This window comes from Pseudomonas sp. BNK-15, from assembly GCF_047456105.1.
Lineage (GTDB): Bacteria > Pseudomonadota > Gammaproteobacteria > Pseudomonadales > Pseudomonadaceae > Aquipseudomonas > Aquipseudomonas putida_E.
Genome location: NZ_CP179898.1, coordinates 4,309,857 through 4,334,861, shown reverse-complemented (window position 1 = coordinate 4,334,861; position 25,005 = coordinate 4,309,857). Strand labels below are relative to the sequence as shown.

At 62.8% G+C, this 25,005-nt stretch carries 23 protein-coding genes and 1 pseudogene; 12 read left to right on the top strand and 12 right to left on the bottom strand.

Going from position 1 to position 25,005, the window contains the following annotated elements; genetic code table 11:
- Window positions 1-223: 223 nt before the first annotated feature.
- Window positions 224-1,597 carry an MFS transporter gene (locus tag ACMGF5_RS19815; protein WP_046785490.1) on the top strand — a complete coding sequence of 458 codons (1,374 nt, stop codon included), beginning with the start codon at window positions 224-226 and terminating at the stop codon, window positions 1,595-1,597.
- 35 nt (window positions 1,598-1,632) lie between these two features.
- Here ACMGF5_RS19815 and ACMGF5_RS19810 read toward each other — a convergent pair whose 3' ends face one another.
- The 5 genes from ACMGF5_RS19810 to ACMGF5_RS19790 form a co-directional block, all read right to left on the bottom strand.
- Window positions 1,633-3,045 (bottom strand): DOPA decarboxylase, encoded by a 1,413-nt coding sequence (locus tag ACMGF5_RS19810; protein WP_119688817.1) that lies wholly within the window; start codon window positions 3,043-3,045, stop codon window positions 1,633-1,635.
- 200 nt (window positions 3,046-3,245) lie between these two features.
- Window positions 3,246-4,190 (bottom strand): LysR family transcriptional regulator, encoded by a 945-nt coding sequence (locus tag ACMGF5_RS19805; protein ID WP_119688816.1) that lies wholly within the window; start codon window positions 4,188-4,190, stop codon window positions 3,246-3,248.
- A 136-nt stretch (window positions 4,191-4,326) separates the two neighbouring features.
- The gene (locus ACMGF5_RS19800) at window positions 4,327-5,037 is read right to left on the bottom strand and encodes a YebC/PmpR family DNA-binding transcriptional regulator (RefSeq protein WP_039603624.1); all 711 of its coding nucleotides are present in this window, start codon (window positions 5,035-5,037) and stop codon (window positions 4,327-4,329) included.
- A 95-nt stretch (window positions 5,038-5,132) separates the two neighbouring features.
- Complete coding sequence (locus ACMGF5_RS19795) at window positions 5,133-6,524, bottom strand: FAD-dependent oxidoreductase (protein ID WP_414157115.1); 1,392 nt, start codon at window positions 6,522-6,524, stop codon at window positions 5,133-5,135.
- Between the two features lie 14 nt (window positions 6,525-6,538).
- Complete coding sequence (locus ACMGF5_RS19790) at window positions 6,539-7,855, bottom strand: MFS transporter (RefSeq protein ID WP_346640061.1); 1,317 nt, start codon at window positions 7,853-7,855, stop codon at window positions 6,539-6,541.
- Between the two features lie 240 nt (window positions 7,856-8,095).
- On the opposite strand from ACMGF5_RS19790, the gene ACMGF5_RS19785 reads away from it, so the two are divergent.
- Window positions 8,096-8,965, top strand: coding sequence for a LysR substrate-binding domain-containing protein (locus ACMGF5_RS19785; protein ID WP_346640062.1), 870 nt, complete (start codon window positions 8,096-8,098; stop codon window positions 8,963-8,965).
- 100 nt (window positions 8,966-9,065) lie between these two features.
- Complete coding sequence (locus tag ACMGF5_RS19780; protein ID WP_046785496.1) at window positions 9,066-9,440, top strand: DUF2784 domain-containing protein; 375 nt, start codon at window positions 9,066-9,068, stop codon at window positions 9,438-9,440.
- Here the strand turns inward: ACMGF5_RS19780 and tam are convergent.
- The gene (gene tam, locus ACMGF5_RS19775) at window positions 9,430-10,206 is read right to left on the bottom strand and encodes a trans-aconitate 2-methyltransferase (protein ID WP_046785497.1); all 777 of its coding nucleotides are present in this window, start codon (window positions 10,204-10,206) and stop codon (window positions 9,430-9,432) included. The genes ACMGF5_RS19780 and tam overlap by 11 nt on opposite strands.
- Window positions 10,207-10,308: 102 nt before the next feature.
- On the opposite strand from tam, the gene ACMGF5_RS19770 reads away from it, so the two are divergent.
- Window positions 10,309-10,488: a hypothetical protein gene (locus ACMGF5_RS19770; RefSeq protein WP_115275082.1), complete on the top strand. Its 180-nt coding sequence runs from the start codon at window positions 10,309-10,311 to the stop codon at window positions 10,486-10,488.
- Between the two features lie 3 nt (window positions 10,489-10,491).
- Here the strand turns inward: ACMGF5_RS19770 and ACMGF5_RS19765 are convergent, their stop codons facing one another.
- Window positions 10,492-11,901: an amino acid permease gene (locus ACMGF5_RS19765; protein WP_046785499.1), complete on the bottom strand. Its 1,410-nt coding sequence runs from the start codon at window positions 11,899-11,901 to the stop codon at window positions 10,492-10,494.
- A 325-nt stretch (window positions 11,902-12,226) separates the two neighbouring features.
- On the opposite strand from ACMGF5_RS19765, the gene ACMGF5_RS19760 reads away from it, so the two are divergent.
- The 5 genes and pseudogenes from ACMGF5_RS19760 to ACMGF5_RS19740 all read left to right on the top strand — a co-directional run bounded on the left by ACMGF5_RS19760 (window position 12,227) and on the right by ACMGF5_RS19740 (window position 17,041).
- Window positions 12,227-13,651 (top strand): PLP-dependent aminotransferase family protein, encoded by a 1,425-nt coding sequence (locus ACMGF5_RS19760; RefSeq protein WP_039601970.1) that lies wholly within the window; start codon window positions 12,227-12,229, stop codon window positions 13,649-13,651.
- 342 nt (window positions 13,652-13,993) lie between these two features.
- A complete protein-coding gene (locus ACMGF5_RS19755) occupies window positions 13,994-15,733 on the top strand; it encodes an S-type pyocin domain-containing protein (RefSeq protein WP_119688813.1) in 1,740 nt (579 codons plus the stop codon).
- Complete coding sequence (locus ACMGF5_RS19750) at window positions 15,730-15,996, top strand: hypothetical protein (RefSeq protein ID WP_115275084.1); 267 nt, start codon at window positions 15,730-15,732, stop codon at window positions 15,994-15,996. The genes ACMGF5_RS19755 and ACMGF5_RS19750 overlap by 4 nt, the downstream gene beginning before the upstream one ends.
- 180 nt (window positions 15,997-16,176) lie before the next feature.
- Window positions 16,177-16,368 (top strand): annotated as a pseudogene (locus ACMGF5_RS19745) (LysR family transcriptional regulator); the annotation flags it as partial.
- A gap of 130 nt (window positions 16,369-16,498) precedes the next feature.
- Window positions 16,499-17,041 carry a WYL domain-containing protein gene (locus tag ACMGF5_RS19740; RefSeq protein ID WP_115275085.1) on the top strand — a complete coding sequence of 181 codons (543 nt, stop codon included), beginning with the start codon at window positions 16,499-16,501 and terminating at the stop codon, window positions 17,039-17,041.
- 16 nt (window positions 17,042-17,057) lie between these two features.
- On the opposite strand, the gene ACMGF5_RS19735 is transcribed toward ACMGF5_RS19740, so the two are convergent.
- From ACMGF5_RS19735 to ACMGF5_RS19715, 5 genes are all read right to left on the bottom strand, one after another.
- Window positions 17,058-17,792, bottom strand: a complete 735-nt coding sequence (locus ACMGF5_RS19735; protein ID WP_119688812.1) for a hypothetical protein — start codon at window positions 17,790-17,792, stop codon at window positions 17,058-17,060.
- A 98-nt stretch (window positions 17,793-17,890) separates the two neighbouring features.
- Entirely contained in the window at window positions 17,891-19,132 is a 1,242-nt protein-coding gene (gene codA / locus ACMGF5_RS19730; RefSeq protein WP_119688811.1) for a cytosine deaminase, read from the bottom strand.
- 4 nt (window positions 19,133-19,136) lie between these two features.
- The gene (locus ACMGF5_RS19725) at window positions 19,137-20,354 is read right to left on the bottom strand and encodes a PucR family transcriptional regulator (RefSeq protein WP_125922924.1); all 1,218 of its coding nucleotides are present in this window, start codon (window positions 20,352-20,354) and stop codon (window positions 19,137-19,139) included.
- Complete coding sequence (gene codB, locus ACMGF5_RS19720; protein WP_115275088.1) at window positions 20,351-21,616, bottom strand: cytosine permease; 1,266 nt, start codon at window positions 21,614-21,616, stop codon at window positions 20,351-20,353. The genes ACMGF5_RS19725 and codB overlap by 4 nt, the downstream gene beginning before the upstream one ends.
- Before the next feature lie 240 nt (window positions 21,617-21,856).
- A complete protein-coding gene (locus ACMGF5_RS19715) occupies window positions 21,857-22,486 on the bottom strand; it encodes a glutathione S-transferase family protein (protein WP_174141455.1) in 630 nt (209 codons plus the stop codon).
- 146 nt (window positions 22,487-22,632) lie between these two features.
- Here ACMGF5_RS19715 and ACMGF5_RS19710 point away from each other — a divergent pair, with 146 nt between their 5' ends.
- The 3 genes from ACMGF5_RS19710 to ACMGF5_RS19700 all read left to right on the top strand — a co-directional run bounded on the left by ACMGF5_RS19710 (window position 22,633) and on the right by ACMGF5_RS19700 (window position 24,953).
- Complete coding sequence (locus ACMGF5_RS19710) at window positions 22,633-23,154, top strand: GNAT family N-acetyltransferase (RefSeq protein WP_119688808.1); 522 nt, start codon at window positions 22,633-22,635, stop codon at window positions 23,152-23,154.
- Between the two features lie 126 nt (window positions 23,155-23,280).
- Window positions 23,281-23,598 (top strand): DUF2388 domain-containing protein, encoded by a 318-nt coding sequence (locus tag ACMGF5_RS19705; protein ID WP_012314094.1) that lies wholly within the window; start codon window positions 23,281-23,283, stop codon window positions 23,596-23,598.
- Window positions 23,599-23,720: 122 nt separating this feature from the next.
- Entirely contained in the window at window positions 23,721-24,953 is a 1,233-nt protein-coding gene (locus tag ACMGF5_RS19700) for a M20/M25/M40 family metallo-hydrolase (protein WP_414157114.1), read from the top strand.
- Window positions 24,954-25,005: the final 52 nt, after the last annotated feature.

The following is a 25,005-nucleotide window of genomic DNA, read 5'->3' as shown; positions in this document are numbered from 1 at the left end:
CCAGCGCCACGACATAATAAGTTCAATAAAACGGGTACAGACCTATGCAAACATCCCTCGCCTTGCAACCCGCACCTGCTCGATCGTTGTCTCCAAACAGACTTGGCCCGCGATCGTCGGCCCTTTAAGCACCCACATACTCCCGATAGCGATCGCACACCCACTGGCTTGCCGCCTGACGGCACCGGCTGTGCGGCGACCAACAAAAACAACGGAGACAACGATGGCTAACTCCAGCTCTCAAGCCAAGAAAGCGACCGCCAGCGGATGGATAGGCTCGGCACTCGAGTACTACGACTTTTTCATCTATGCCCAGGCTGCGGCACTGATCTTCCCGCAGATCTTCTTCCCCAACACCGACCCCAAGATGGCGATCATCGCCTCGCTGGCCACCTACGGCGTGGGTTACCTGGCCCGTCCGGTCGGCGCCTTCGTGCTCGGCCACTGGGGTGATACCCGCGGGCGCAAGAACGTGCTGCTGCTGTGCATGTTCCTGATGGGCATTTCGACCATGGCCGTGGGCCTGCTGCCTACCTACCACGATATCGGCATGCTCGCCCCGGCCTTGCTGGTGCTGCTGCGCCTGGTCCAGGGCTTTGCCGTGGCCGGCGAAATCTCCGGGGCCAGTTCGATGATCATGGAGCACGCACCGTTCGGGCGGCGCGGCTACTTCGCCAGCTTTACCTTGCAGGGCGTCCAGGCCGGCCAGGTAATGGCGGCGGCGGTGTTCCTGCCACTGGCCTACTTCATGCCCAGCGAGGCGTTCAACGACTGGGGCTGGCGCATTCCGTTCCTGATGAGCGCCATCGTGCTGATCGCAGGCTTCATCATCCGTAAGGAAGTGCACGAAACTCCGGCCTTCGTGAAGGAAGAGAAGCAGGACAAGGTTGCCAAGTCGCCAATCAGCGAGGCCTTCCGCCACAGCTGGAAGCACATGGTGCTGGTGATGTTCATGGCCTTGATGAACGTGATCCCGGTAGTTGCCACCATCTTCGGCGCGGCCTACGCGGTACAGCCGGCCTACGGCATCGGCTTCGACAAGAGCGTGTACCTGTGGATCCCAGTGGTGGGCAACATCGTTGCAGTGCTGGTTATCCCGTTCGTGGGCAATCTTTCCGACAAGATCGGCCGTCGCCCGACCATGATCGCCGGTTGCCTGGGCTCAGGCCTGCTGGCCTTCGTTTACCTGTATGCGATCAGCATCCAGAACGTGCCGCTGGCCTTCGCTACCTCGATCCTGATGTGGGGCATGGTCTACCAAGGCTACAACGCGGTGTTCCCAAGCTTCTTCCCTGAGCTGTTCAACACCCGCTACCGCGTGTCGGCCATGGCCATTGCCCAGAACATCGGCACCATGCTGACTGCGATGCTGCCGGCGTTGTTCGCCCTGGTAGCGCCACCAGGCTCGGATAACATTCCGCTGGTGGTTGGCGGCCTGGCGTTCTTCATCACCTGCGTATGTGCCCTGGCAGCGTATGTCGCGCCGGAAACCCATCGCCTGGCGATGGAAGACCTGGGCAACCCGCAGGCCAAGCCGATGGACAAGGAAGCCTACGAGGCCAGCCGCAAGGGTAGCCTTCAGACAGTGAGCCACTGACAGACGCAAGGGGCCGCAGTGCGGCCCCAAGCATTTCAGCCGTTGACCACTGCCTGCAAGCGCTGCCACAACCGCTCGACATGCTCGCGCTCAGTGGGCAGCGCCCCCACCGAAACCCGCACCATCCAGCGCCCGTTCAAGGTTGCCGGCGTGACATAAGCCTCACCGGAGGCGTTGAGCCGCTCAGCCCATGCCTTGGTATGCGCATCCAGCGCCTCCCCTTCCAGCCCCCCAGGCCGATGCACAATGCACAAGGTCTGCAACTGTACCGGCGCCAACAACGCCCACTCCCCTGCCGCCTCAACCTGTTCGGCCAGCCAACGGGCATTGTCCAGGTCGCGCCGCAAGCGCTGCTGCAACGCCTCGACCCCCTCGCTGCGCAACATGAACCACAGCTTCAGCGCGCGGAAGCGACGCCCCAGCGGGATGCCCCAGTCACGCAGGTTCTTCACCTCACCATCGACCGCCGACTGCAGGTAGCTGGGGTTGGTGCTCATCACCCGGATCAGGTGCTGCGGGTCACGCACGTAATAGATAGAGCAGTCGAACGCCACCCCCAACCATTTGTGCGCGTTGACCACCACAGAGTCGGCCAGCTCGATGCCGTCCCACATCCAGCGGCATTCGGGCAGGATCATCGCTGAGCCGGCCATGGCTGAATCAACGTGCAGCCACAGCCCCTGGGCCTGGGCGATTTCGCCAATCTGGCGCAAGGGGTCCAGCGCCGTAGTGGTGGTCGTGCCGGTGGTAGCGACCACTGCGCAGGGCTGGTTGCCTTCAGCCAGGTCCTGTTCGATGGCCGCCAACAAGGCATCGGGGCGCATGGCGAACTGCTCGTCGGTAGCGATCAGGCGGATGTTGGTGCGGCCGAAACCGGCCAGCAGCGCGGCCTTGTCCACCGAACTGTGGGCGTGGGCGCTGACATACACGATCAGCGGTTTGGCTTCGGCTTGCAGGCCGCCACGCACCAGGGCGTAGTCGGTGGCACGTTCACGGGCACAGATCAGCGCGACCAAGGTGCTGGTAGACGCTGTGTCCTGAATCACGCCGCTCCACTGCCCCGACAGGCCCAGCAACTGGCGTACCCAGTCCAGAGTGGTTTCCTCCAGCTCGCTCAGCGCAGGGCTCGATTGCCATGACAGGCCCAGCACACCCAGGCCCGTGCTGAGAAAATCGCCGAGCACCGAGGACAAGGTGCCGTTGGACGGGAAGTAGCCATAGAAATCGGGGTGTTGCCAATGCGACAGGCCTGGCATCACCAGCGTGTTGACGTCATCGAGGATCGCTTCGAACGGCTCGCCCTGTTGCGGGGCGCCGGCAGGCAAGGCAGCTTTAAGGTAGCCGGGCTCGACCTGGGCCATCACCGGGCGGTCACCGACCGTCTGGCGGTAATCGGCGATCAGGTCGATCAATTGGTGGCCGTACTGGCGGAATTGTTCTGGGGTCACGCGCGGTCTCCTGTGGGTTGTCCGCTGTCAGGCCCGCCCCCATCGCCGGCAAGCCGGCTTCCACAGGTACTGCACTGGGCTTGAAGGCTCTGGGCACCTGTGGGAGCCGGCTTGCCGGCGATGGGGGCATCACCAACAGCACAAGGGCCCCAGTCTAGGCGCCTGCCGCCACGCCAATAACCCCGCTTGGCGCATACCTGCTATGGCAAAGCCGCATGCCCACCCTGCACGCCGAACTGTGACTGGCGCCACAGCTCGAACACCCGGTTGCGCAACCAGCGGTGCTCGGCCGACGCCTGCAGGCGCTGGTGCCACACCACCCAGTAGCGCTGGGTATGCTCCACAAATCCCAGCGGCCGCCAGGCCAGGCCATGCAGCCGGCACAGTTGGCGGGCAATATGCTCGGGCACCGTCGCCAGCGCCTGGCTGTTGCCAATGACCTGCACGGTGGCCGAGAAGAACGGCACTTCCAGGCTGATGCGCCGCTGCAGCCCCTGGGTGCGCAGGTGGCGGTCGATGAAGCTGTCCTTGTCGCCACCGCCGGAGATGCGCACGTGCTTGAAGGCCAGGTAGTCGTCCTGGCTCAGCACTTCGCAGGCCACCAGCGGATGGTCCCGGCGCATCAGGCACACCGCACGGTCCTCGCCAAGCAGGCGACCGTGCAGGTTGGCCGGCGATTCGTCGAACAGCGTGGTCGCAAGGTCGATCTCGCCGCTGGCGAGCAAAGCGTATTGCCCGGCCTGCCAGGTGCGGTAGTCGATGCTCACGCCCGGTGCTTCCTGCTCCAGCGCCGCCACCAGCAGCGGCAGCATGTGCTCTGCAACATAGTCGGACGCGGCCAGGCAGAAGCGCCGCTCGCAACGGGCCGGATCGAACGCGGCCGGCTGGCGCAGGGCCTGAAGCTCTTCAAGCACCTGGCGCAGCGGCTCGACCAGGGCTTGGGCGTACTCGCTGAGCACGTAGCCACGGCCCTGGCGCACCAGCAATGGGTCGTCGAAGGCTTCGCGCAGATGGGCCAGCTGGCGGCTCAACGCCGACTGGCTGACGCCCAGGCGCTCGGCGGCGTGGCTGAGGTTTTTCAGCTGCAGGAGGCAGTCGAGGGTACGCAGGTGGGCGAGGCTGAGGGAGGCGAAGGTTGGGTTCATACAGGCTTCCCCAGGCTGAACACAGGCCCATTCGCCGGCAAGCCGGCCCACACAAGTACCGCGCAGAACCTGAGCTTTGCACTGTACCTGTGGGAGCCGGCTTGCCGGCGATTGGGCCGCAAAGCGGCCCCGGCTTTTACTCGGTCAGGCCAACGTAGACGTTCTGTACGTCGTCGTTCTCGTCGATCGCCTCGAGGAACGCCTCGACTTCAGCCAGTGCCTCGGCACTGAGGCTGGCAGCGCTCACCGGGTTCTTCGGGGTGTAGCCGATCTTGGCCGAAGAGACGGTGAAACCATGCTCGGGCAGGGCTTTCTGCACTGCATCCAGGTCGGTGGTGTCCGTGATGAACAGGGTCGAGCCCTCTTCTTCACCTTCTTCAAAGTCCTGGGCACCGGCTTCGATGGCGGCCATTTCCGGGTCGGCATCGCCGTCGGGCATGGCTTCGATCAGGCCCACATGGTTGAAGTCCCAGGCCACCGAACCGCTGGCACCCAGCTGGCCCTTGCGGAACAGCACGCGAATCTGCGCGACGGTGCGGTTGACGTTGTCGGTCAGGCACTCGACGATCAGCGGCACCTGGTGCGGCGCGAAACCTTCGTACGTCACCGCCTGGTACTGCACGGCATCACCGTCCAGGCCCGCGCCCTTGCGGATTGCCCGGTCCAGGGTCTCGCGGGTCATGGAAGCCTTCTTGGCTTGCACGATGGCCAGGCGCAGGCGTGGGTTCATGTCGGGGTCGGCGCCCGACCTGGCTGCGATCTGGATTTCCTTGGACAGCTTGCCCATGATCTTGCCCTTGGCATTGGCAGCTGTTTCTCTATGCTTGGCTTTCCACTGTGCGCCCATGTCGACTCTCTTGTTTCAGCGGCCGGTTCAGGAAGCGACCGGCCAAAAAGTGGGAGCAGTTTATACGCCCTCGGGCCAGTGTTCGACAAGAAATCTCACGCTTTGTCGGCCTTGCCCGCCGCCGCTGCGAACCGGGCCAGCCGCACGTCCAGGTGGTGTGGCCGCAGCCCCCGGTCTTCGGCGCGCTCCTTGCGCCGGATTGCATTGCGCACCATCAGCGACCCCAGGTAACGGATCGGCTCCGGCGGGAACAGCCCCAACGGGCCCTTGACCAGTGGCGAGCGGGTCCACGGGTTGTCCAGCCCCAGCGCCAGCGACGAGAGGATCTGCCCGCCCATGTGGCACGGCCCTACCCCGCTGCCAGAGTAGCCGAAGCCATAGAACACGTTGCCTTGCCCGTCCAACCGCCCGAAGAACGGCAGCCCGGTCACCGAGCGGTCGGAGGGGCCGTTCCAGCTGGCCGCCAGGGGCACCTGGGCCAAGGCAGGAAAGAAATCGGCCAGGCTCTCACGCAGCAGCGGCCGGTATGGCGAGGGTTGATCGAACACCGGCAGCATGCGCCCGCCATAGGCGAAGGTGTTGCCACCCTTGCCGAGCATCAGGCGACCATCGGAGGTGTTGTGGTAGTAATGCACGAAGATCCGTGAGTCCAGCACGCTGATGCCGTTGTTCAGGCCGATCTCGTGCAGCAGCTCGGGGCACGGTTCGGTGATCACCATGTCACTGGAGACGATCGCCACGCTGCGCTCGAACTGCGGGAAGGCACGCGCCATCCAGGCATTGAGGCCGAGCACCACGCGGTCGGCACGCACCGTGCCGTGGGCCGTGCGCACCAGCGCCGGGGTGCCATGCTCCAGGCCGGTCATGGCCGTGCCTTCATGAATGCGCACGCCGCGCTGCAACGCCACACGCCGCAGGCCGCGTACCAACCGGCCAGGCTGGACGGTGGCGGCGGCCGGCGAAAACCAGCCCTCCAGGTGCCGCGCCGAGCCGGCCAGGCGCTGCACCTCATCCAGCGGCAAACGCTCGAATGAATTGATCCCCTTGTGCTCCAGTGCAGCGATCACCGCATCGGTTGCACCCACCTGGGCCTGGTTGGTGGCGGTGTACAGTGTGCCGTCCAGGCGGTAGTCGCACTCGATGCCATTGGCCGCGCAAAACGTGCCAATGGCACCGATGCTGCGCTCTGACTCGCTTACCAGGCGCACCGCTTCGGCCACCCCGAACAGACGCTCGAGGGTGAAGTACTTGGCCGACCAGGACAACGCGCAACCACCGTTGCGCCCACTGGCGCCCGCACCGCAGATGTCAGCCTCGATCAGCAGCACGTCCAGCGCCGGCACCGCCTCCTTGAGCATCAGCGCGGTCCAGAGGCCCGTGTAGCCGCCGCCGACGATGCACACGTCGCAGCGGGCATCGCCTTGCAGTGGCGGGCATACCGCGTCCTGTTCACAATCCAGGGCCTGTTGCAGCCAGAAGGGTCTCATTCGCTCGCTTTCCTTTAGGTACGCAGTGGCTTGATCGCCATGCTGGTGTTGGGCGCCACATCATTGGCCTGGGCTGCGCTGGCCGGGCGGCTGTTCCAATGCGGCAGCAGTACCAGGGCCGAGAACAGTGCGCAGCCGGCGAACACGATGAACACCGTGACGCTGTCGAAGTAGCCGGGCAGCAGGCCGCCGAGCACCGCGCCCACCGAACCGCAGCCATTGACGAAACCGGCTGCTGTGGCACCGGCCTTGGCCGTGCCGAAGTCGATGGCCGCCGCGCCGCTGATCATCGAGTCTGGCCCGTACAGGGTCAGGCCCATGAAGAACAGCAGGCCAACTACCATGACGATGCTGCCGCTGTGCATGGCTGCCATGAACGCCGCCAGGGCCACGGTCAGCAGCACCAGGCTGATCACACAGGCCGGCATGCGCCGGGCGCCGAACAGCTTGTCCGAGGCCAGGCCGATGATGATCGGGCCCAGCAGCCCGGCCAGTTCAAAGGCCGTGGGGATGATCGCAGCACCTACCTTGCCGACCGAGGGCATCTGCTCGAAGACGATCACCGGCCCCCATAGCAAGATCGCGTAGCGCGCCGGTTTTAGAAGAAAGTACGCCAGGCCCAGGGTCAGTACCGTGCGGTTGCGCAGGATCTCGCGCAGCGGCGCCCACACACTGCACAGGCTGCCGGCCGGGGCCATGCTCTGCGGCTCGGGCTCGACCGCCGGCAAGCCCACATCCTCGGGTTTGTTGCGCTGCAGGAAGAAGAACAGCACCGCCACCGCCGCCACCACCGCGGCACTGGAGAAGAATGCCGCATGCCAGCTGCCGATCAGGGTATAGGCCCACCAGCCGGCGAACGGCGAGGCGACCAGGCCGCCAAATGCATAGCACGAGCTCCACAACCCCAGTACCCGGCCGCGCTGAACGGCAGGGAAGAAGCTGCCGATGTTCTTGCACAGCCCGGCCCAGCCGGTGGACTGCGCCAGGCCCTGGATCAACATGCAGGTGGCAAAGATCGGGAAGGTCGCGTAACTGCCCATCACCACTGCTGCTGCCGCCGAGATCAACAAGCCACCGAGCACCACCACACGCGGGCCGAAGCGGTCCGCCAGCATGCCCCAGGTGAACTGGCCCACGGCATAGGCGGCCAGGTAGATGGCGTCGAGGTTGGCCATGGAGGCCTTGTCGAGCATGAATGCCGGGTCTTCACCAATGCCGAGCTTGGCCACCGAGAAAGCCTTGCGGGTGAAGTAGAAGGCGGCGTAGGCCAGCCAGGTGATAGCGAATATCTGAATGCGCCAGCGTTTCAGCGCGGCTAGGGAGTGATTCATGTGCGTCTGACCTCTTGCTCAAGTGTGCCGGCAGAATGTGAATAAACGCCTGTCTTGTTTTTGTGTTGCGCACTGCATGACGTGGCTCGTCATCTGGTCAGATGGCGCAGGGGTGCGCGCCATGCCCGGCGGCCGCTTGTGGCAGCGCTGGGTTGGTCAGTATGGAAACAGGTGGTGACTGATAAATAAAATCGATTTATCGTATTTCACACATAAGCTCAGCTTGTTACTGGAGTCGACATGTCGGTGTCCCACGCTCAACTCAAGGCTTTCCATGCAGTGGCCGTGCACGGCAGCTTCACCCGGGCGGCAGAAAAGCTGTTTCTGACCCAGCCGGCCGTGTCCGACCAGGTGCGCAAGCTCGAAGAGCGCTTCGGGGTTTTGCTGTTCCACCGCAACAAGCGTTCGGTGCAGTTGACCGACCTGGGCGAACGCCTGCTGGGCATCAGCAAGCGCCTGTTCGCCTGTGAGGCCGAAGCCCACGAACTGCTGCAGGACTCCCGCGCCCTGCACACCGGCAGCCTGGTGCTGGCGGTGGATGCGCCGGTGCATGTGCTGCCGCAGATCGCACGCTTCTGCCAGCGCTACCCGGGCATCCAGGTCAAGGTCGAGACCGGCAACACCGATGAATCCCTGGCCCGGCTGTTCAGCTATCAGGCCGACCTGGCACTGCTAGGGCGCGATGTCGACGATGAGCGACTGCACAGCGTGCCGCTGCGCCGCGACCCGATGGTGGCGTTCGTGTCGCACAACCACCCCTGGGCCAGCCGTGGCTCGATCAGCCTGGCGGACCTGGACGACACGCCGCTGGTACTACGCGAGCCCGGCTCGGTGACCCGGCAGACGCTGGAGGAAGAAATGCAGCGCGCCGGCCTACGGATTCGCCCCGCTATTCAGGTTGAGGGCCGAGAGGCCGCGCGCGAGGCGGTGGTGGTGGGGATTGGCGTGGGGGTGGTGTCGGCCGCTGAGTTCGGCGCCGATGCGCGGGTGTGCGCGCTGCCCATTGTCGATTGCCAGCGGCACCTCACCGAGACACTGGTATGTTTGAGCGAGCAGCGTACACGGCGGGTGGTGGCGACGTTCCTGCAGGTGGTGCAGGAAAGCTTGTAGGGGCCTTCCCGGCCCTATCGCCGGCAAGCCAGCTCCCACTGGTTTTGCGCTGAGCCTTCATAACTATGCTGGGTATACATTCCTCTCTAATGTGCATCCCATGTTTTTCCGTCTAGCCGCCGACACGCTGGTGCTGCTCCATCTGGCCTTCATCCTGCTGGTGCTGTTCGGTGGCCTGCTGACGCTCAGATGGCGCCCCGCCCTGTTCATCCACCTGCCCGCCCTGGCCTGGGGCCTGGCGGTTGAGGGCCTGCACCTGGAGTGCCCGTTGACCGGCTGGGAGAACCGCATGCGCTTCGCCGCAGGCGATGCCGGCTACCACGGCGGCTTCGTCGAGCACTACATCTGGCCGCTGATCTACCCCGCGGGGTTGACGCCGCAGATCCAGTGGCTGCTGGGCGGCGTCGTGCTGCTGGTCAACCTCGGCGTCTATAGCTACGTGATCTGGCGCTGGCGCCATTCACCTACCGCGTAGCAATCACAAACAGCCGCGGGAACGGCAGCAGCACCTTGCCGTCGGTGGCCGCCGGGTAGTCGTGCTGCATGGCCTGCAAGTACATCTGCAGGAAGCTCGCCTGCTCCTGCTCGTCCAGCCTTGCCAGATAAGGCCGTAGGGCCGAGCCCTTGAACCACTCCACCACGGCCTCGGCGCCACCGGTCAACGGGTGATGGTAGGTCGTGCGCCACACATCCACCCGCGTACACAGCGGGCTGAGCAGGTCGTAGTAGAACGCTGCGCTATGCCGGGGCGGCAAGCTCAGGTCGGCGAATTTTTCGGCCCAGGGGCCGCGGCCGGCAATCTCGCGCAACTGGCGGTGGGCCGGCTCGTCGAGGTTGTCCGGGGTTTGCACGGCCAGGCTTGCACCTTCACTCAGCTGGCGCACCAGGTGCGGGTAGAGCGAACCGTGGTCGGGCACCCATTGCAGCGAAGCGTTGGCCAGGATCAGGTCCTGCGGTTCGGGGGCGGTCCAGTGGGCGATATCGGCAATTTCGCAACGCACCCTGGGGATGCGCAGGCGCTGGCGTGCGCGCGCCTTGTCGATCATGTCCGGGTCGCTGTCCAGGGCAGTCACCTGGGCATCGGGGTGGCGCTGCAGCAGTATTTCGGTGGAATTACCAGGGCCGCAACCTAAGTCGGTAGCGTGGCGCACCGGGCGGGGAGGCACCGCGGCAAGCAGGTCGCGCACCGCACGGGTGCGTTCGTCTTCGAACAGGGAATACTGGGTGGCGGACCAGGCCATGAGGGGCTCCTTTTGGCGGGCAATGTGCTCAGCATAAGCCATCTGTCGCCTGTACGGGCCCTGTCGCGGGAACTGTTAGCTCATCCTTGAAGTCAGCCCCTTATGCGCATGCCCATGAAACCATTCCTCGCCCTGGCCCTACTGGCCCTGATCAGCGCCGCCGCCCTCCTCGGCTCACCGTGGATGAACGGGCGCTTTCACATGCCAGCGGACAAAACTCCCGCCCATCAACGCGAAACGGCCGGGTCCACGAGGGAGCCGGCCGCTTCGGGCAACCACTAGCGCTTAGTGCTTGCGGGCGCTGCGCATCTGGTGCACCACACCCATGGCCACCACGACGGCGGCAGCAATGCCGGTGGAGATCACCAGGATCTGGTAGTCAGGCATGAAGGCCATGGTCACCAGTGCGGCGACGATGAAGGCGATCACCAGGTAGGTCAGCCACGGGAACAGCCACATCTTCAGGCGTACTTCCTTGCCCTCGGCGATCAGCTTGCGGCGCATGCGCAGCTGCGAGAAGGCAATCACCAGGTACACCAGCAAAGCGATCATGCCGGTGGTGTTCATCAGTGTATCGAGCACGTCTTTCGGGCGCAGGGTCTCGCTGAAGTTGATCAGCGCACACACCACGGCCACGGCGCACGAACCGATAATCGCGTTCACCGGTACGCCGGTACCGGCGCGGGTTGTCTTGAAGAACGACGGCGCATCGCCACGCTGTGCCAGCGAGAACAGCATGCGCGAAGCGGTGTAGTGGCCCGAGATCAGGCAGCTGCTCACCGACGTCAGTACCACGAAGTTCATCAACAGCTCGGCATACGGCACACCCAGCAGTTCCAAGGTGCGGCGGTAGGCGCCATAACCGGAAACGCCCAGGTGCGGGTCGTTCCACGGCACCAGGCAGACGATCAGGAAGATCGAGCCGACGTAGAACAGGCATACACGCCACACCACCGAGTTGGTGGCCTTGACGATCTGGGTGGCCGGGTCCTTGGCTTCGGATGCGGCGATGGTGACGATTTCGGCACCGAGGAAGGCGAACATCACGCCAAGCAACGCACCGATCACCGTGGTGATGCCATTGGGCATGAAGCCTTCGGCGGTCAGGTGGGTGATGCCGCGCACTTCACCGAACTGCCAGATGTTCATCACCGCTGCGGTACACACGATCAGGAAGCAGACGATCGCGATCACCTTGATCAACGCGAACCAGAACTCGAACTCGCCGTAGTGCTTGACGTTGAAGAAGTTGACGGTGATCAGCACCAGGGTCGTGGCCAGCACGAACACGTTGACGCTTACATCAGGGAAGAAACCATGCAGGATCTTGCCTGCCACATAAGCTTCCCAGGCCATGAGGATGACCCAGTACCACCAGTACAGCCAGCCGATGGTGAAACCGGCCCAACGGCCAATGGCGCGGTCGGCGTAGGTGGAAAACGAACCGGTGTCGGGCGACGAAGTCGCCATTTCACCCAGCATGCGCATGATCAGTACCACCAGGATGCCGCCTGCCAGGTAGGCCAGGACAGCAGCCGGGCCGGCGCTGTGGATCACGCTGCCGGAGCCGACGAACAAGGCGCCGCCGATAACCCCGGCGATCGACATCATCGTCAGGTGGCGCGACTTGAGCGAGGCACTGAGTTTGCTCTCGTGCCCGCTGTTCGCGGTGGTGGTTGTGGATGTTGCGTCCATCAGTTGTGTACCCCGTGCTTCTTTTTATCCAAGGAAAACTGTAAGACCGCGATGGTCATCGGCCTTACCTGTACATCAGTGCTAATGCGGGCAGGAGGTGTGCTGTTACACACGCAGGCCTTCCATGGCGGCCTGCTGACGCGCCCCTGGGTTTGCCCCTGGAGCGAACTGAACATGCTTTATGTGGCGCTATCTGACACCTAATGTAAAAATGTCCGACACATAGAGCCATGCACAGTGGCATGAAAGTCGCACTGCACTGTACAGGTCGCCGATGCAATACACCCTGCAGGCGCCTGCCGTTACGCACCCTCAAGGCCCCCGAATGCTTGAATTACACCCAGACTCCTCGACGCCGTTGGTCAACCAGATCATCGACGGGCTGCGTGAGCTGATCGACAACCAGACCCTCAAGCCAGGTGCCAAGGTCCCGTCGATCCGCGCGTTTGCCGCGACCTATTCGGTGAGCACCTTCACCGTGGTCGAGGCTTACGACCGCCTGGTCGCCCAGGGGCTGCTGGTGAGCAAGGGCAATGCCGGGTTCTTCGTCAACCGCGCGGCGGCCGAATTGCTGGACAACCACAGCGCCGAGGCCGACGCCAGTCGACCATCGTTCAACTCCGAATGGTACCTGCAGCAGATCTTCGAGACCCGTCAGTTGCCATTCAAACCGGGCTGCGGCTGGCTGCCCAACGACTGGATGTACGAAGAAGGCCTGCGCCGCGGCCTGCGCCAGGTTGCCGGCAGCCCGCTGGAGCTGTCCGGCTATGGCGACCCGATGGGCCTGCCGGAATTGCGCGCGCTGACCGCGCAGAACCTGCAGCAGGAACTGTCGATCGTCGCCAACACCGCCCAGCTGATGCTCACCCACGGTGCCAGCCAGGCTCTGGACCTGGCCGTGCGCACGCTTGTGCGCCCCGGTGACGTGGTGCTGGTGGACGACCCCGGCTACCCCAACCTGATGAGCATCCTGCGCACCCAGGGCGCCACCTTGATCGGCGTGCCGCGCACCCCCAACGGCTACGACCTCAACCACCTCGAGCAGCTGTTGGCGCACCACCGCCCGACGGCTTTCTTCACTCAGCCGCACCTGCACAGCCCGACCTGCTCGCGCACCCCGCTGGCGCAGCTGCACCGCTTGCTGCAACTGGCCAGCCAGCACGGCTTTCGCCTGGTGGAAAACAACCTGTACGCCGACATGGTCGCCGAGCCGCAGCCGTGCCTGGCCAGCCTCGACCACCTGCAGCAGGTGGTGTACGTGGGCAGCTACTCCAAGAGCATTTCGCCCAACGTGCGGGTCGGCTACCTGTTGGCCAACCCGGAACTGGCGCAGAAGCTGCTGCACCTGAAGATGCGCTCGGGCCTGACCACCTCGCAGGTGATGGAGCGTGTGGTGTATGCCGCGATCATCGACGGCCGCTGGCGCAAGCACCTCAAGCGCCTGCGCCAGCGCCTGGCCGAGGCCCACCAGGAAGTTGGCCGGCACCTGCACCGGCTGGGTTTCGAGCTGTTCATCGAGTCGGATGAAGGCATGTATATCTGGACCCGCCACCCGGCCATCCCGGACAGCGCAGCGCTACTGGATGATGCGCTGGAGAAAGGCATCATGCTCGGGCCCGGGCAGTTGTTCATGGTCGATGCCAAGCCGACCGGGTGGATGCGGTTCAACGTGGCGTTCAGTACCGACCCTGCGATGTGGGAGTTGTTGGAGAAGGTGTTGGTGAAGCACGTGCGCCGGGCGGGGATTTAGGGCTCAGGGATTGTGCTGTGGGGCTGCTCGCCGCGGCATTTCCAGCGTCTGCGACATCAAGCGCCGCGCGCGGCGCTCTATCCGCAGGGTGCTATGAGCAGGCACATCGTGTGTTCACACAATACCTCTGCGTAGGTAAACACCGGGGCCGATAACCACAGCCCTGCTCATGCCTCGCTGCCCAGTCTTCGAACGCACCCTCAGTCGCTGCGGCGCCACTCCCAATGCCTGGGCGAATAAAGTCAGGGCCATGAAAGTGGCCTAAGAACCAATTCCATCTTAGTCTTGGGAGGCAACAGTCACATCATATTTCTCTCCAAACCTGCATCACAGGAAAGAGAAATGACTGCCCGCAGAACCATAACAAACCCTGAACTTGACGAAATATACTCCTCCGCGCCTTTTGATTATAACTTCGAAACCTTGCTCTCATGGAAACAGCCTTTCACAATACCAATAACGCCGCCAGACATAACAGCGCTTACTGACAATGCGCTTTTGGAGAGCGCTGAAAGTATTGCGCAGAATGTGATCAACAGCATTGAAGCGTCTTGTCCTGCGGGGGAACCCGGCCTTGCAACCTACTTGGAAAAGCAGTATCTAGACATTGACCTGACTCACAGCGAAACCGCCGGCAAGCTCTTTGCAAAAAAGGCACTGCTCCTGCTTCTTTACAGCGAAATTCGTCGTCAGGCAGGCCAGCACACAGACCTCTACAACGGCATTCATGTTTACGCCCCAAACGACCAGACCTTGGCCCAGTTTTTCGAGGTCACGGCATACGTATATATCGAAGAAGAAAGCGAATTCTTCATAATTGAAGAGGCATTGTACAAACTCGCAATCAGCCTCACTGCCGCCCAAATCGAAATTGTGCTGAAGCGTTGCCTGAAGAAGGTTTTGAGAGAGCTGGAAAAAACTCACCATACAGCAACATCAGTTCTACAAAACAGAAACCAGGAGCGCCCTCACAGCAACACCATCATCCTGACGACGAACCCAACAATTCAATTAGGCACAACCCAAGGCCCCATAGCAATAAGTCGATACATTGAATTCGGACTGAAGTATGCAGGACGTAGACTGATTAACATGGCCGAAGCTGCAGCATTGCGAATTTTCAGACTGGGTATCGGCGGTGTCCTTTACTCCCCTGAACTAGGGAACTCTGACCTGTACCATGATTCGGCCTTGAGCATCCCGGCAGAGCTGCTGATCCCTGACCTACCCGAGAACCTTAATGAGCTTGCTACAACCGAAGGTCTCCTTGAGTCCCCGCTTCGAATCCACACTGACCTCGACACCTACATCCTTACGAGGCATCTGAGTACAGCAGATGCAGCGCACCAGATACCCGTGCGCGCCCTCATATTCGATGAAGCGAGTAACAGTTACGTCTCGGTCCCATCAAGGGACTTCCCGATACGACTTACATTCCCCATTCATGTCGCTGGTGGCTCTTCGACCACATCTCCAGGCATACCCGTCAAGCCCAACCCCTATAAGGGTGTAAATCTCGAAACGGCCAGCAGCGCGGCGACGCCCTTCCCCGCAAATGAACCCCAAAATCCCAGAGATTGCATTTACTGCTTCCCGGTAGAGTCTGGCCTGCCGCCGTTATATATCGTATTCAATTCGCCGTATCCCGGCGCTACAACTATAGGCACATACAGCGGCAGGGCCTACAATCCAGACAAAGCAGGCGGGCCTATCGAACGCCTGGACTGGCGAGAAGCCACGATCAACCAAACGGGAGTTGACCTAGTCAAATTGCATGTCAGTCGATTCGAACCCTCCGATGCCAATGACATCATGATCGACAGGCTTGAAAAAATCCTACAAGGCACATCACAAGCGACCGACACAGATAAGCGATTCTACACTCATGAAACAAGGGAGCTTGAGCGCTTTCGCGCACTTGGAATCCCAGATAAAATCAGACCAAGCGATGTTGGTGAGGTGTGGAACAATACACACACAGCAACACTGGAAGACTACCAACTCACCTCAGAACCCGAACTGCTTTACACTCCAGAAGCCATCGAAGCAGATAACCAACAGATTGCGCGAGAAAACAAATGAACACGATCAGCGAAATAGTAACGAACGAGAGCCCCACAGATGTCATTTTGTGGCTCGCCAGGCGTGATGGCATTTCTCACCCACGGCTCGACAATCTGTACAACCGGCATGCATGGGTAAACATTGGCGATTGCCTGCAACTCATGAACTTGATCAAGAAAATGATTGACGAAGGACTGATACAACAGGGTGGATACGGGTACATCAAAGGTCCCAATTGGCGAGAACCCGATTTTTTGACCCAAAAAAAGTATGTGCTCTGAGCAGCGCTGACACCACAGCTCCAGGAAGCGAAATCTCGTTCGCCAAGATCGAAGATCAGCATAGACGCCGGCAGCAACAACAAAGTTGCCGGCAAACAGCACTTACCGCCAATCTGCCCCGTCCATTCGCCTCCAGGCTCTCCAGGTTCCCCTCTCCTGTGCAATCACACACGGCAAGCGCAACGGGAGATCTTCGTCGGTTTCACCAGCGACCAGATTGGCGGAATGCTCTCGCCGCTGACCATCGTCCGTGACCAGCAGGGATTTCCCGACCGCATCGTGGCGTCTTAGCCGAGCCTTGAGGAAATGCTCCGCCTGGTGATCGCCGGCTTTGGCAGCGCCTGCCTGCCTGAGCATGGGGTGGCGCCGAATCGTGAAACAAGTGCGCAGGCCGCTCATCCTGCTGAACTTGGATCCTATTCACTGAACGGGTATGCTCGCAGCAATAGCCAATTGCCATCATTCAGGCATGCACCACGCCTGAACTTCAAGGACGAGCCCTTTGCCCAGCAACTCTACCCGCCACACGATCGCCCGCCAGTGGCAACTGCTCAAATTGCTGCCCGACCGCCATCCGGGCATGAGCTCCACACAGTTGCAGGCCGCGTTGGCCAAGGTCGGCTACAAGACCAGCAAACGCACGGTGGAACGTGACCTCAATGAGCTTGCGTCGCTGTTCCATTTACGCTGCAACAACAAGGGCATGCCCTACGGCTGGTACTGGCAGCCAGGCCGCAGCCTGGGTGAGGCTCAACTGCTGCAGCCGGATGCGCTCTGCCCTGCCCGGCAGATCGAATTGCGCGCCTGGGTGGATGACGCCCTCGCACGGCGCCTGGAGGACCAGCCCTTGTCAGATGACATGCGCCTGGCCCCGCACGGCAACGGCGGGGCGACCCTGGATGCCACCGTCGACGACAGCCGCGCGTTGATGGGCTGGCTGCTGTCCCAGGCGGGCTCCATACGTGTACAGGCGCCAGAGGCATTGCGCACAGCCGTGATCGAGCAGTTGCGCCAAAGCCTGGCCCTGCACGACGGCGGCCACTAAGCGCCAGGTGACGCCATCAGGAGGGCAATATAGGCTTGCGTGACCGCGCGAGGCAGGCGTAGCCCAGGCCCAGCACACTGAGCCCCAGCACACCAAGCAGCACCATCAGCTCCCGGCTGTAGCGCGCCACCAACGCCGGGAAACCGATGAATTCTCGATACACCTGCACATCCGCCACACCGTCGGCATGGCTGATGCTGATACCCCCCTGGCGGATCTGCGAGTAGTCGGCATCGAAATACACCCACACCTTGCACGCCCTGCCTTGCTCGATGACCGGGATCTCGACCATGGGCGTGGAGGCCTCGTAGAGGGTGTCGTTGCCTGAACCGTCGCGCACTTGCACCAAACCCTTGGCCGGCAGGCGCACCTTGACCTCGCGCACCTCGGTGTGACCGGTGTTGCGCAGCTCTATGAGCAAGCCGGTACGGTGATCCACCAACCCGGCCTCGAACGGTTTGGCGAACAGTTGGGCGTAGGGTGCCTGGGCCAGGTCGATCAGCCTGTCGACCTGATCCTGGCTCAGCGCCCCCTGGCCAATGCCGGCGATGCGAGGCTGCAGCCGCTCGTACTTGAGCTGTTCGTTGGTCTTGCTGATGCGCTCGCTGAACTGGCTTGGGTAGGTGAGGTAGGAATAGGTCAGGGAAGCTTCGAGGCGGGCGTTGTCCTTGAGCACCACGTAGGCCACCAGCCAGACCATCAGGCCAAGCAACAGGGCTACGAGCAGTTTCCCGATTTTGTCCCAACTCAACGGTAGGTTTCCTTCTGTCACGGCATGGACGGTTCGGCGGCCACAAAGGGTGCCAAGTTCAGCGTCGCCAGGCAAGCACTCAGTGGCCCCTTCCCGCTTCAGGCGAACCGTTCGACCTGCGCCTGTGTACGGCGCATCAGCACCTTGCCGTGGCGCACCGACACCAGCGCATGGCCCTGGCTGCGCACCATCTCATAGTCGTCCGGCGCCGACAGCAACAAAAGGTTCGCCGGGCGCCCCACCTCGATGCCGTAGCGCTCGCCAAGGTTGAGCGTGCGCGCACTGTTGTCGGTGATCAGGTCCAGGCAACGTTGCAGGTCTTCGTAGCCCAGCATGTGGCAGATGTGCAGCCCTGCCTCGAGTATGCGCAGGATGTTGCCGTTGCCCAGCGGGTACCAGGGGTCGACGATCGAATCCTGGCCGAAGCACACGTTCATGCCTGCCCGGTCGATCTCGGCCACACGCGTCAGCCCGCGGCGTTTGGGGTAGCTGTCGAAGCGCCCCTGCAAGTGGATGCTCTCGGTCGGGCACGAAACGAAATTGATGCCCGACATTTTCAACAGGCGGAACAGTTTGGAGCAGTAGGCATTGTCATAGGAACCCATGGCCGTGGTGTGGCTTGCGGTCACCCGTGCCCCCATCCCGCGCACCCGCGCTTCTTCGGCCAGCACCTCGAGGAAGCGCGACTGCGGGTCGTCGGTCTCGTCGCAATGCACGTCCACCAGGCAGCCCGTACGCTCGGCCAGCTCCATGAGGAATTTCACTGACGACACGCCCTGGTCGCGGGTGTTCTCGAAATGTGGAATGCCGCCGACCACGTCGGCGCCCATCGCCACCGCCTCGGTCATCAACGCACGGCCGTTGGCGTACGACTCGATGCCTTCCTGCGGGAACGCGACGATCTGCAGGTCGATCAGCTCGCGCACCTCCTCACGCACCTCGACCATCGCCTTGAGCGCCGTGAGCTTGGGGTCGGTCACATCCACATGGGTACGCACATGCTGGATGCCATGGTCCACGAGCATGCCGATGGTCTTCTTGGCGCGGGTCTTGATGTCGTCGTGGGTGGTGATTGCCTTGCGCTCGGCCCAGCGCTCGATACCCTCGAACAGCGTGCCGCTCATGTTCCAGTTCGGCTCACCGGCGGTCAAAGTGGCATCGAGGTGAATGTGCGGCTCGACGAAGGGGGGCACCACCAGGTTCTGTTGGGCGTCCAGGTCGTCGGGGCTGGCGGGCATGACGGCATTGGCCTGGGGCACAATGGCGGCGATACGCTCGCCGTCCAGTTCGATGCGCATCAGGCCGGGCTTACCGCGCAGTCGTGCGTTGATGATGTTCATGGAGTTACTCCTTGCCTTGGGCTTCGGTCATGCGCCATATCAGCATAGCGACCGCAGCGTTCATACGGAAAAGCGGGTCGTCCAGGGACTGCCCGCTCAGTTGTTCGATGCGTTGCATCCGTTGGTTGATGGTGTTGCGGTGCAAACCCAGGCGCTGCCCGGCCTTGAGACCGTTGCCGTTTTCCTTGAGCAGCGCGTCGAGGGTGTGCAGCAGTGCGTTGGGCTGTTTACGCCCGGGGGCGCGCAGCGGGCCGAGGGTCTGGGCGACGAAGTCATCGATCAGCGAACGGTCGACGATGCCCTGCAGCAGGCGCAATACACCGAGCTCGCTGAAGTCGCACAAGCCGGTGGCCGGGCGCAGGTTTTGCGCCACCTCCAGGGCCTGACGCGCCTGGTTGAGGGCTTGGCGGTAATGGCCACAGTCCTCGGCGAGGCTCGACAGGCCCATGAACAGCCCCATCTCACCTGCCTGCGCGGCCAACTGCCGGTGCAGGCCGGCCAAGGCTGCACGCAAGTCCGGGGTATCGGGCAGCAGCAACACGAACAGGTCACCGGCCAGTTGCGCGGTGACCGCGCCGGCCCGGGCCCGGCACCAGGCTTCAAGCCGGTCTTCCAGGGTTTGGCGGGTGTCCTGCCACAGGCGTTCGCCTTTGGCCAGGCCATGCCGCTCGAACAGCCCGTCGACCGCCGACAAGCGCAACGCCACCAAACGCCGCGGCCCGTCCAGGTCGAGCTGCAGGTGCGCGGCCCGCTGGCGGGCGATGGCCAGGCTTGGATAGTCACCGGTCAGCAGTTGCCCGAGGATGTCGTTGCGCGAGCGGCGCACCTGGGCCATCTGTACCAGTGCGGTACCGATCAGGTGGGTGACCACCACCATCTTCAGGGCATAGGGCTGCTCGATCAGTGGCAACCCCAACTGCTCGGCGCGCGCGATTACCGCGGCCGGAATACACTGGATGAAGGTACCGCCCGTGAGGATCACCATGCCGGCGATACCCACCGCATCGCCGTCTTCGACCAGGCTCAGCAGGTTGCCCTCGCCACGAGGGTGGTTGATGCCGGTGACGAACACCAGCTCACCGCCCATCACCCATTCGGCGATGCCCTCGTTCTCCGCCACGTAGGGCCAGCGCACCCGCCGCTGCAGGTTGCGTGCGCCAGCCCGCACGCTCATCTCGTGCAGGCCGGGCAGGTGCAGGATCTCTTCCAGGGCCAGGCTCACGGCTCGGCCCGCGCCTGGCCCAGTGCCCGGCGTCGGCCGCCGAGCTCAAGCAGCACGATATAGCACAGCGCCGAGGCGCCGATACCCACCAGTGGCGCCACCCAGGGCGAGGCATAGGCCGCCAGCGCACCGACCCCATAGGCGAACAGCCCCAGCAGGTTGTAGCGCGGCAGGCTGACCGTAGCCAGGGCCGGATACTTGCCACGGTGGCGGTACCAGAAGTCGGCCATGATCACCCCACCCACCGGCGGGATGATCGAACCCAGCAATACCAGGAAGGGAATCAGCAACTCGTACATGCCACCGATCGCCAACACGATGCCTACTCCTGCCGCCACCAGTGTTGCCGTGCGCCGGCGTTCGCTGCGCACCAGGTGACACGCTGCGGCGGCAACGTTGTAGATGGTCGGCCCCTGGATGGTCCACAGGTTGAGGCAGAGCATGACCACCGCTGCGAACGACAGCCCTTGCAGCATCATCACTTCGACGATGTCGGCCTGCTGGTAGACCATCGCGCACCAGGCGCCGGCCACGACCATCAGCCCGTTGCCGAGCAGAAATGCCACCATACTGGCCGTCACCGCCACCCGCCCGCTGCGCGACAGGCGCGTCCAGTTGGTGGCTTGGGTGGCGCCGCTGGCAAAGGTGCCGAAGACCATGGTCACCGCTGCCGAGAAGGTCATGGTCTCATGCGGCACCAGCGCCGCCAGTTGCTGCAGGCCACCCACGTCGCGGGTGGCGATTACCATGGAGACGATCAACAGGGCGAACATCAGCGGTACCGATACCCGCGACAACAGGTCCAGCCCCTTGAAACCGACCAATGCCGTGATGCTGAAGCCCAACCCGAACAGCACCATCAACGGCACGGTGAAGCCCTCGGCCAGCCCAAGCAGCTTTACCAGCACGATCGCCACAGTGGCCGTGCCCCACGCATACCAGCCCAGTTCGGCGAAACCGAGCAGGAAGTCCGACAGCCGGCTGCCCGCCTCGCCGAAGCAGAAGCGCCCCATCAGTACAGTGTTGAGCCCGCTGCGCGAAGCGATGAACGCCAGCGCGGCGGCGTAAAGGGCCAGCAGCGTGTTGCCGAGGGTGGCGATCCAGAGCATGTCGATGAACCCGAAGGCCATGCCCAGCTTGCCCCCGGCGAACATCGTGCCGGTGAAGAAGGTGAAACTGAACAGGACCATGGCGATTGGGAGAAGGCCCTTGCGGGCGTGCTGCGGCGCCTCGCAAAGCGGGAATTCGGAGGGGGAACTCATTGTCAGGTGCTCCGGGTTTAGGTTGGAGCAGCCAGAGCAATATACGGGCCGCTTTTTGCTGGCCGATGTACGGCGAAATAGCAGGCGCACGGCATGACAAATAGTGTGCAGGTTGCACAGAATGGTCCGTTCTTGATGGTTTTTTATGTGCCTGTTGACTCAATTTGAGGCCGCCGCGCACCAAAGCAGGACGCGGCTGGGTAGTTTTCACCCGGCCGCCCTCAAGTACGACGCGGCCGATCAGACCGGCGCTGTGCGTGGCATCAGTTCATAGGGATGCTTCCAGCCCGGCAGCGCCTGGATACGCGCTTTCCACGCTTCAATATGGGTGAACTGTGCCAACGGGATGCCGGTATCTTCCGGCATGAACACATAGCCCGCCAGCGACAGGTCGGCGATGGTCAGGCGCCCATCGACCATATAGGGCGTTTTCGCCAGGTGCGCATCGACCACCCGGTAAGCAGCCGTGGCGCGCTCGCGAAGAAACTGGGTTACCGGTGTTTCGCCAGCGTTCTTCAGGCAGAAAATGAACCGCAGCGCCGCGTAATAGGCAGTGAACTTGTGGTTGTCGAACAGCATCCAGCGCCAGATTTCGCGCTTTTCGTTGTCATCGCGCGGGCCGAACTGGCCGGTGCGTTCGGCGAGGTATTCAAGGATCAGCGCCGACTGGGTGATCTTCTGGCCCGCATGCTCCAGCACCGGCACCTCGCCCTGCTCGTTGACCTCATCACGCCAGCTTTGCTCACGAGTCTGGCCGTTGAAGAAATCGACGAACACCGGCTGCCAGGCCTGGCCGGTGAGTTCGAGCATGAGGGCAGCTTTATAAGCATTACCGGATTCGGCGAAGCAGTGCAGTTTGTAGTCGGGCATGGTGGTCCTTCATTTTCCCAGGGTCGATGGCGCTGTTGGTGGGGATCGCAAATGGGTCGTCAAGCCGAGCAGACCACGCCCGCTCGACACGGTCAATGCAATACGCGCAAAGTAGAGTGATACCCCCTCATGCCAGGATGGCCCGTATGCCCTACCCCACACTCCCTTGCTCCCTGAGCACCCCGCGCACCCGCCTGGTGCGCCCCGACCCGGCCCTTGCAGCGCAACTGCGCCAGGCCCTGCTCGAAAGCTACACCCTGCACCAACCCTTCCTGGCCTGGGCCAAACCTGACTGGACGCTGCAGGAAGTGTGCGAGAGCCTGCAACTGAGTGCCCGCGAATTTCTCGACCCCGCAGCCGAAAAGCGGTACTTCGTGCTGCACGCGGACAGTGACGCAGTCATCGGCTGCATCGGCCTGCGCCCGGGCAACGCTGAGTACGAGGTAGGTTACTGGGCCAGCCAGGCGTTCAGTGGCAAGGGGCTGATGCGCGAAGCATTGACCGGCCTGCTCGATGCCATCGCAACGCCGGTGTGGCTGACCACCGATATCGACAACCAGGCCAGCCAGCGCCTGGCAGAGCGCGCCGGTTTCGTCATAGCCGGCTCCAGGCTCACCGAACTCGATCCGAGCATGCCACGCCCGCTGTATCGACGCTCACCAGCATAAGGGCTGGAAGCTTTGTCAATCCGCGCTCGACGGTAATGTTCCACCAAGGGAACTACCACCCCAGTTGCGCCATCTTACTCACTGAGTGGTATTTCCCTTGGGCTTCACGCTATTGGAGAACACGCTATGCGCCACCTATTCCTCGCACCTGCATTGCTGCTCCTGCTGCCTGCCGGTGCTGCCATGGCCCGCGTCGATGCGGGCGACGTCGCTACCTCGGCCGGTGTATCCGCCTCGCTGTATTCGACTTTCAAGGATGACAAACGGATCATCCCCGCCCGTGACGAGTTGTCTGCATTCGTCGCCAGCGGTGGTGCTATTCGAGGCGCCTACGTGGAATCGGCGCTGGAACAGGCACGCAAGGACAATCCTGGCTTGCAGGCCAGCGATGAAGAGCTGGCTCGAGCCATATTGTCCCAAGATGACCCAATGGCTCACCACTGAGGCCTGTATGACTTTCTCGCGGGCCGCCCCCCGGGGCGTGCCCGCGAAAAGGCTGCATTTGCCCGGGCAGGTACACGCTTGAGGGGCTAGGCTCAACGGTCCACCACGACAAGGAAGAACCGATGCCTTTGCCCCGCCCTCCCCACGCCATCGCCCTGGCGCTTTTGATCGCCTGTACCCAGGCAACCGCTGCCCAACCTTCTCCCCAGGACCTGCTCAAGCAAGCCCAAGGCGAACAGGCAGCCTACCTTGAAACCCTCAAGAGCCTGGTTTCGGTCGACACCGGTACCGGCACCGAGCCCGGCCTTGAACAAGTCAGCGCCGCGCTGGTCCAGCGCCTCGAGGCATTGGGTGCCCAGGTGCAAACCCACTCCGCCAAACCGTCAGTAGGCGACAACATCGTCGGCACCTTCAAAGGTACCGGCAGCAAAGATTTCCTGCTCATGGTCCACTACGACACCGTCTTCGTCCCTGGCACCGTGGCCAAGCGCCCGTTCCGCGTGGATGGCCCACGCGCCTACGGCCCGGGCGTTGCCGACGCCAAGGGTGGCGTGGCGATGATCCTGCATGCACTCAAACTGCTGCAACAGCAAGAGTTCAAGGGTTACCGCACGCTCACCGTGCTGTTCAACCCGGATGAGGAAATGGGTTCGGCCGGGTCGAAGCAGATCATCGCCGAACTGGCGCGCAAGCATGACTACGTTTTCTCTTACGAGCCACCGGACAAGGACGCCGTGACGGTCGCCACCAATGGCATCAACCGCCTCAGGCTCGAGGTCAAGGGCCGTGCCTCGCACGCAGGCTCGGCCCCCGAAGAGGGGCGCAACGCGTTGACCGAACTGGCCCACCAGTTGCTCCAGCTCAAAGACCTGGGTGATGCCAGCAAAGGCACCACGGTGAACTGGACCCTGGCCAAATCCGGCGAAAAGGCCAACATCATCCCGGCATTGGCCACTGCCGAAGCGGACATGCGCTACTCGGACCTGAGCGAGACCGACCGGGTGCAGAGCGACGCTCAGCGCATCGTGAAAAAACTGCTGGTCGCCGATACCCAAGCGACCGTCACCGTCGAAAAAGGCCGCCCACCCCTGGCACGCAATGACGCATCGGCGAAGCTGGCCCAGACTGCCCAGCAGCTGTACGCCAAAGTCGGCCACAAGATTGAGCCGATTGCCATGCGCTTCGGCACCGATGCCGGCTATGCCTACGTACCGGGCAGCGACAAGCCTGCGGTGCTGGAAACCCTGGGCGTGGTCGGCGCGGGGCTGCATGGGGACGATGAGTACATCGAGCTGAACAGTGTGGCGCCGCGCTTGTACTTGACGGTCGCGATGATCCGGCATCTGGCGCAATAAAGGTATTTCTGTCACGACCCTGAGGGCGCCGGCAAACCGGCGCCCTCAGGGT

Excerpts from the sequence above, each read along its gene's own strand:
- ACMGF5_RS19815 (WP_046785490.1), top strand. The coding sequence starts at position 224 with ATGGCTAACTCCAGCTCTCAAGCCAAGAAAGCGACCGCCAGCGGATGG.
- ACMGF5_RS19805 (WP_119688816.1), bottom strand. The coding sequence starts at position 4,190 with ATGAACCCAACCTTCGCCTCCCTCAGCCTCGCCCACCTGCGTACCCTC.
- ACMGF5_RS19800 (WP_039603624.1), bottom strand. The coding sequence starts at position 5,037 with ATGGGCGCACAGTGGAAAGCCAAGCATAGAGAAACAGCTGCCAATGCC.
- ACMGF5_RS19795 (WP_414157115.1), bottom strand. The coding sequence starts at position 6,524 with ATGAGACCCTTCTGGCTGCAACAGGCCCTGGATTGTGAACAGGACGCG.
- ACMGF5_RS19790 (WP_346640061.1), bottom strand. The coding sequence starts at position 7,855 with ATGAATCACTCCCTAGCCGCGCTGAAACGCTGGCGCATTCAGATATTC.
- ACMGF5_RS19785 (WP_346640062.1), top strand. The coding sequence starts at position 8,096 with ATGTCGGTGTCCCACGCTCAACTCAAGGCTTTCCATGCAGTGGCCGTG.
- ACMGF5_RS19780 (WP_046785496.1), top strand. The coding sequence starts at position 9,066 with ATGTTTTTCCGTCTAGCCGCCGACACGCTGGTGCTGCTCCATCTGGCC.
- tam (WP_046785497.1), bottom strand. The coding sequence starts at position 10,206 with ATGGCCTGGTCCGCCACCCAGTATTCCCTGTTCGAAGACGAACGCACC.
- ACMGF5_RS19770 (WP_115275082.1), top strand. The coding sequence starts at position 10,309 with ATGCGCATGCCCATGAAACCATTCCTCGCCCTGGCCCTACTGGCCCTG.
- ACMGF5_RS19765 (WP_046785499.1), bottom strand. The coding sequence starts at position 11,901 with ATGGACGCAACATCCACAACCACCACCGCGAACAGCGGGCACGAGAGC.
- ACMGF5_RS19760 (WP_039601970.1), top strand. The coding sequence starts at position 12,227 with ATGCTTGAATTACACCCAGACTCCTCGACGCCGTTGGTCAACCAGATC.
- ACMGF5_RS19755 (WP_119688813.1), top strand. The coding sequence starts at position 13,994 with ATGACTGCCCGCAGAACCATAACAAACCCTGAACTTGACGAAATATAC.
- ACMGF5_RS19750 (WP_115275084.1), top strand. The coding sequence starts at position 15,730 with ATGAACACGATCAGCGAAATAGTAACGAACGAGAGCCCCACAGATGTC.
- codA (WP_119688811.1), bottom strand. The coding sequence starts at position 19,132 with ATGAACATCATCAACGCACGACTGCGCGGTAAGCCCGGCCTGATGCGC.
- codB (WP_115275088.1), bottom strand. The coding sequence starts at position 21,616 with ATGAGTTCCCCCTCCGAATTCCCGCTTTGCGAGGCGCCGCAGCACGCC.
- ACMGF5_RS19715 (WP_174141455.1), bottom strand. The coding sequence starts at position 22,486 with ATGCCCGACTACAAACTGCACTGCTTCGCCGAATCCGGTAATGCTTAT.
- ACMGF5_RS19710 (WP_119688808.1), top strand. The coding sequence starts at position 22,633 with ATGCCCTACCCCACACTCCCTTGCTCCCTGAGCACCCCGCGCACCCGC.
- ACMGF5_RS19705 (WP_012314094.1), top strand. The coding sequence starts at position 23,281 with ATGCGCCACCTATTCCTCGCACCTGCATTGCTGCTCCTGCTGCCTGCC.
- ACMGF5_RS19700 (WP_414157114.1), top strand. The coding sequence starts at position 23,721 with ATGCCTTTGCCCCGCCCTCCCCACGCCATCGCCCTGGCGCTTTTGATC.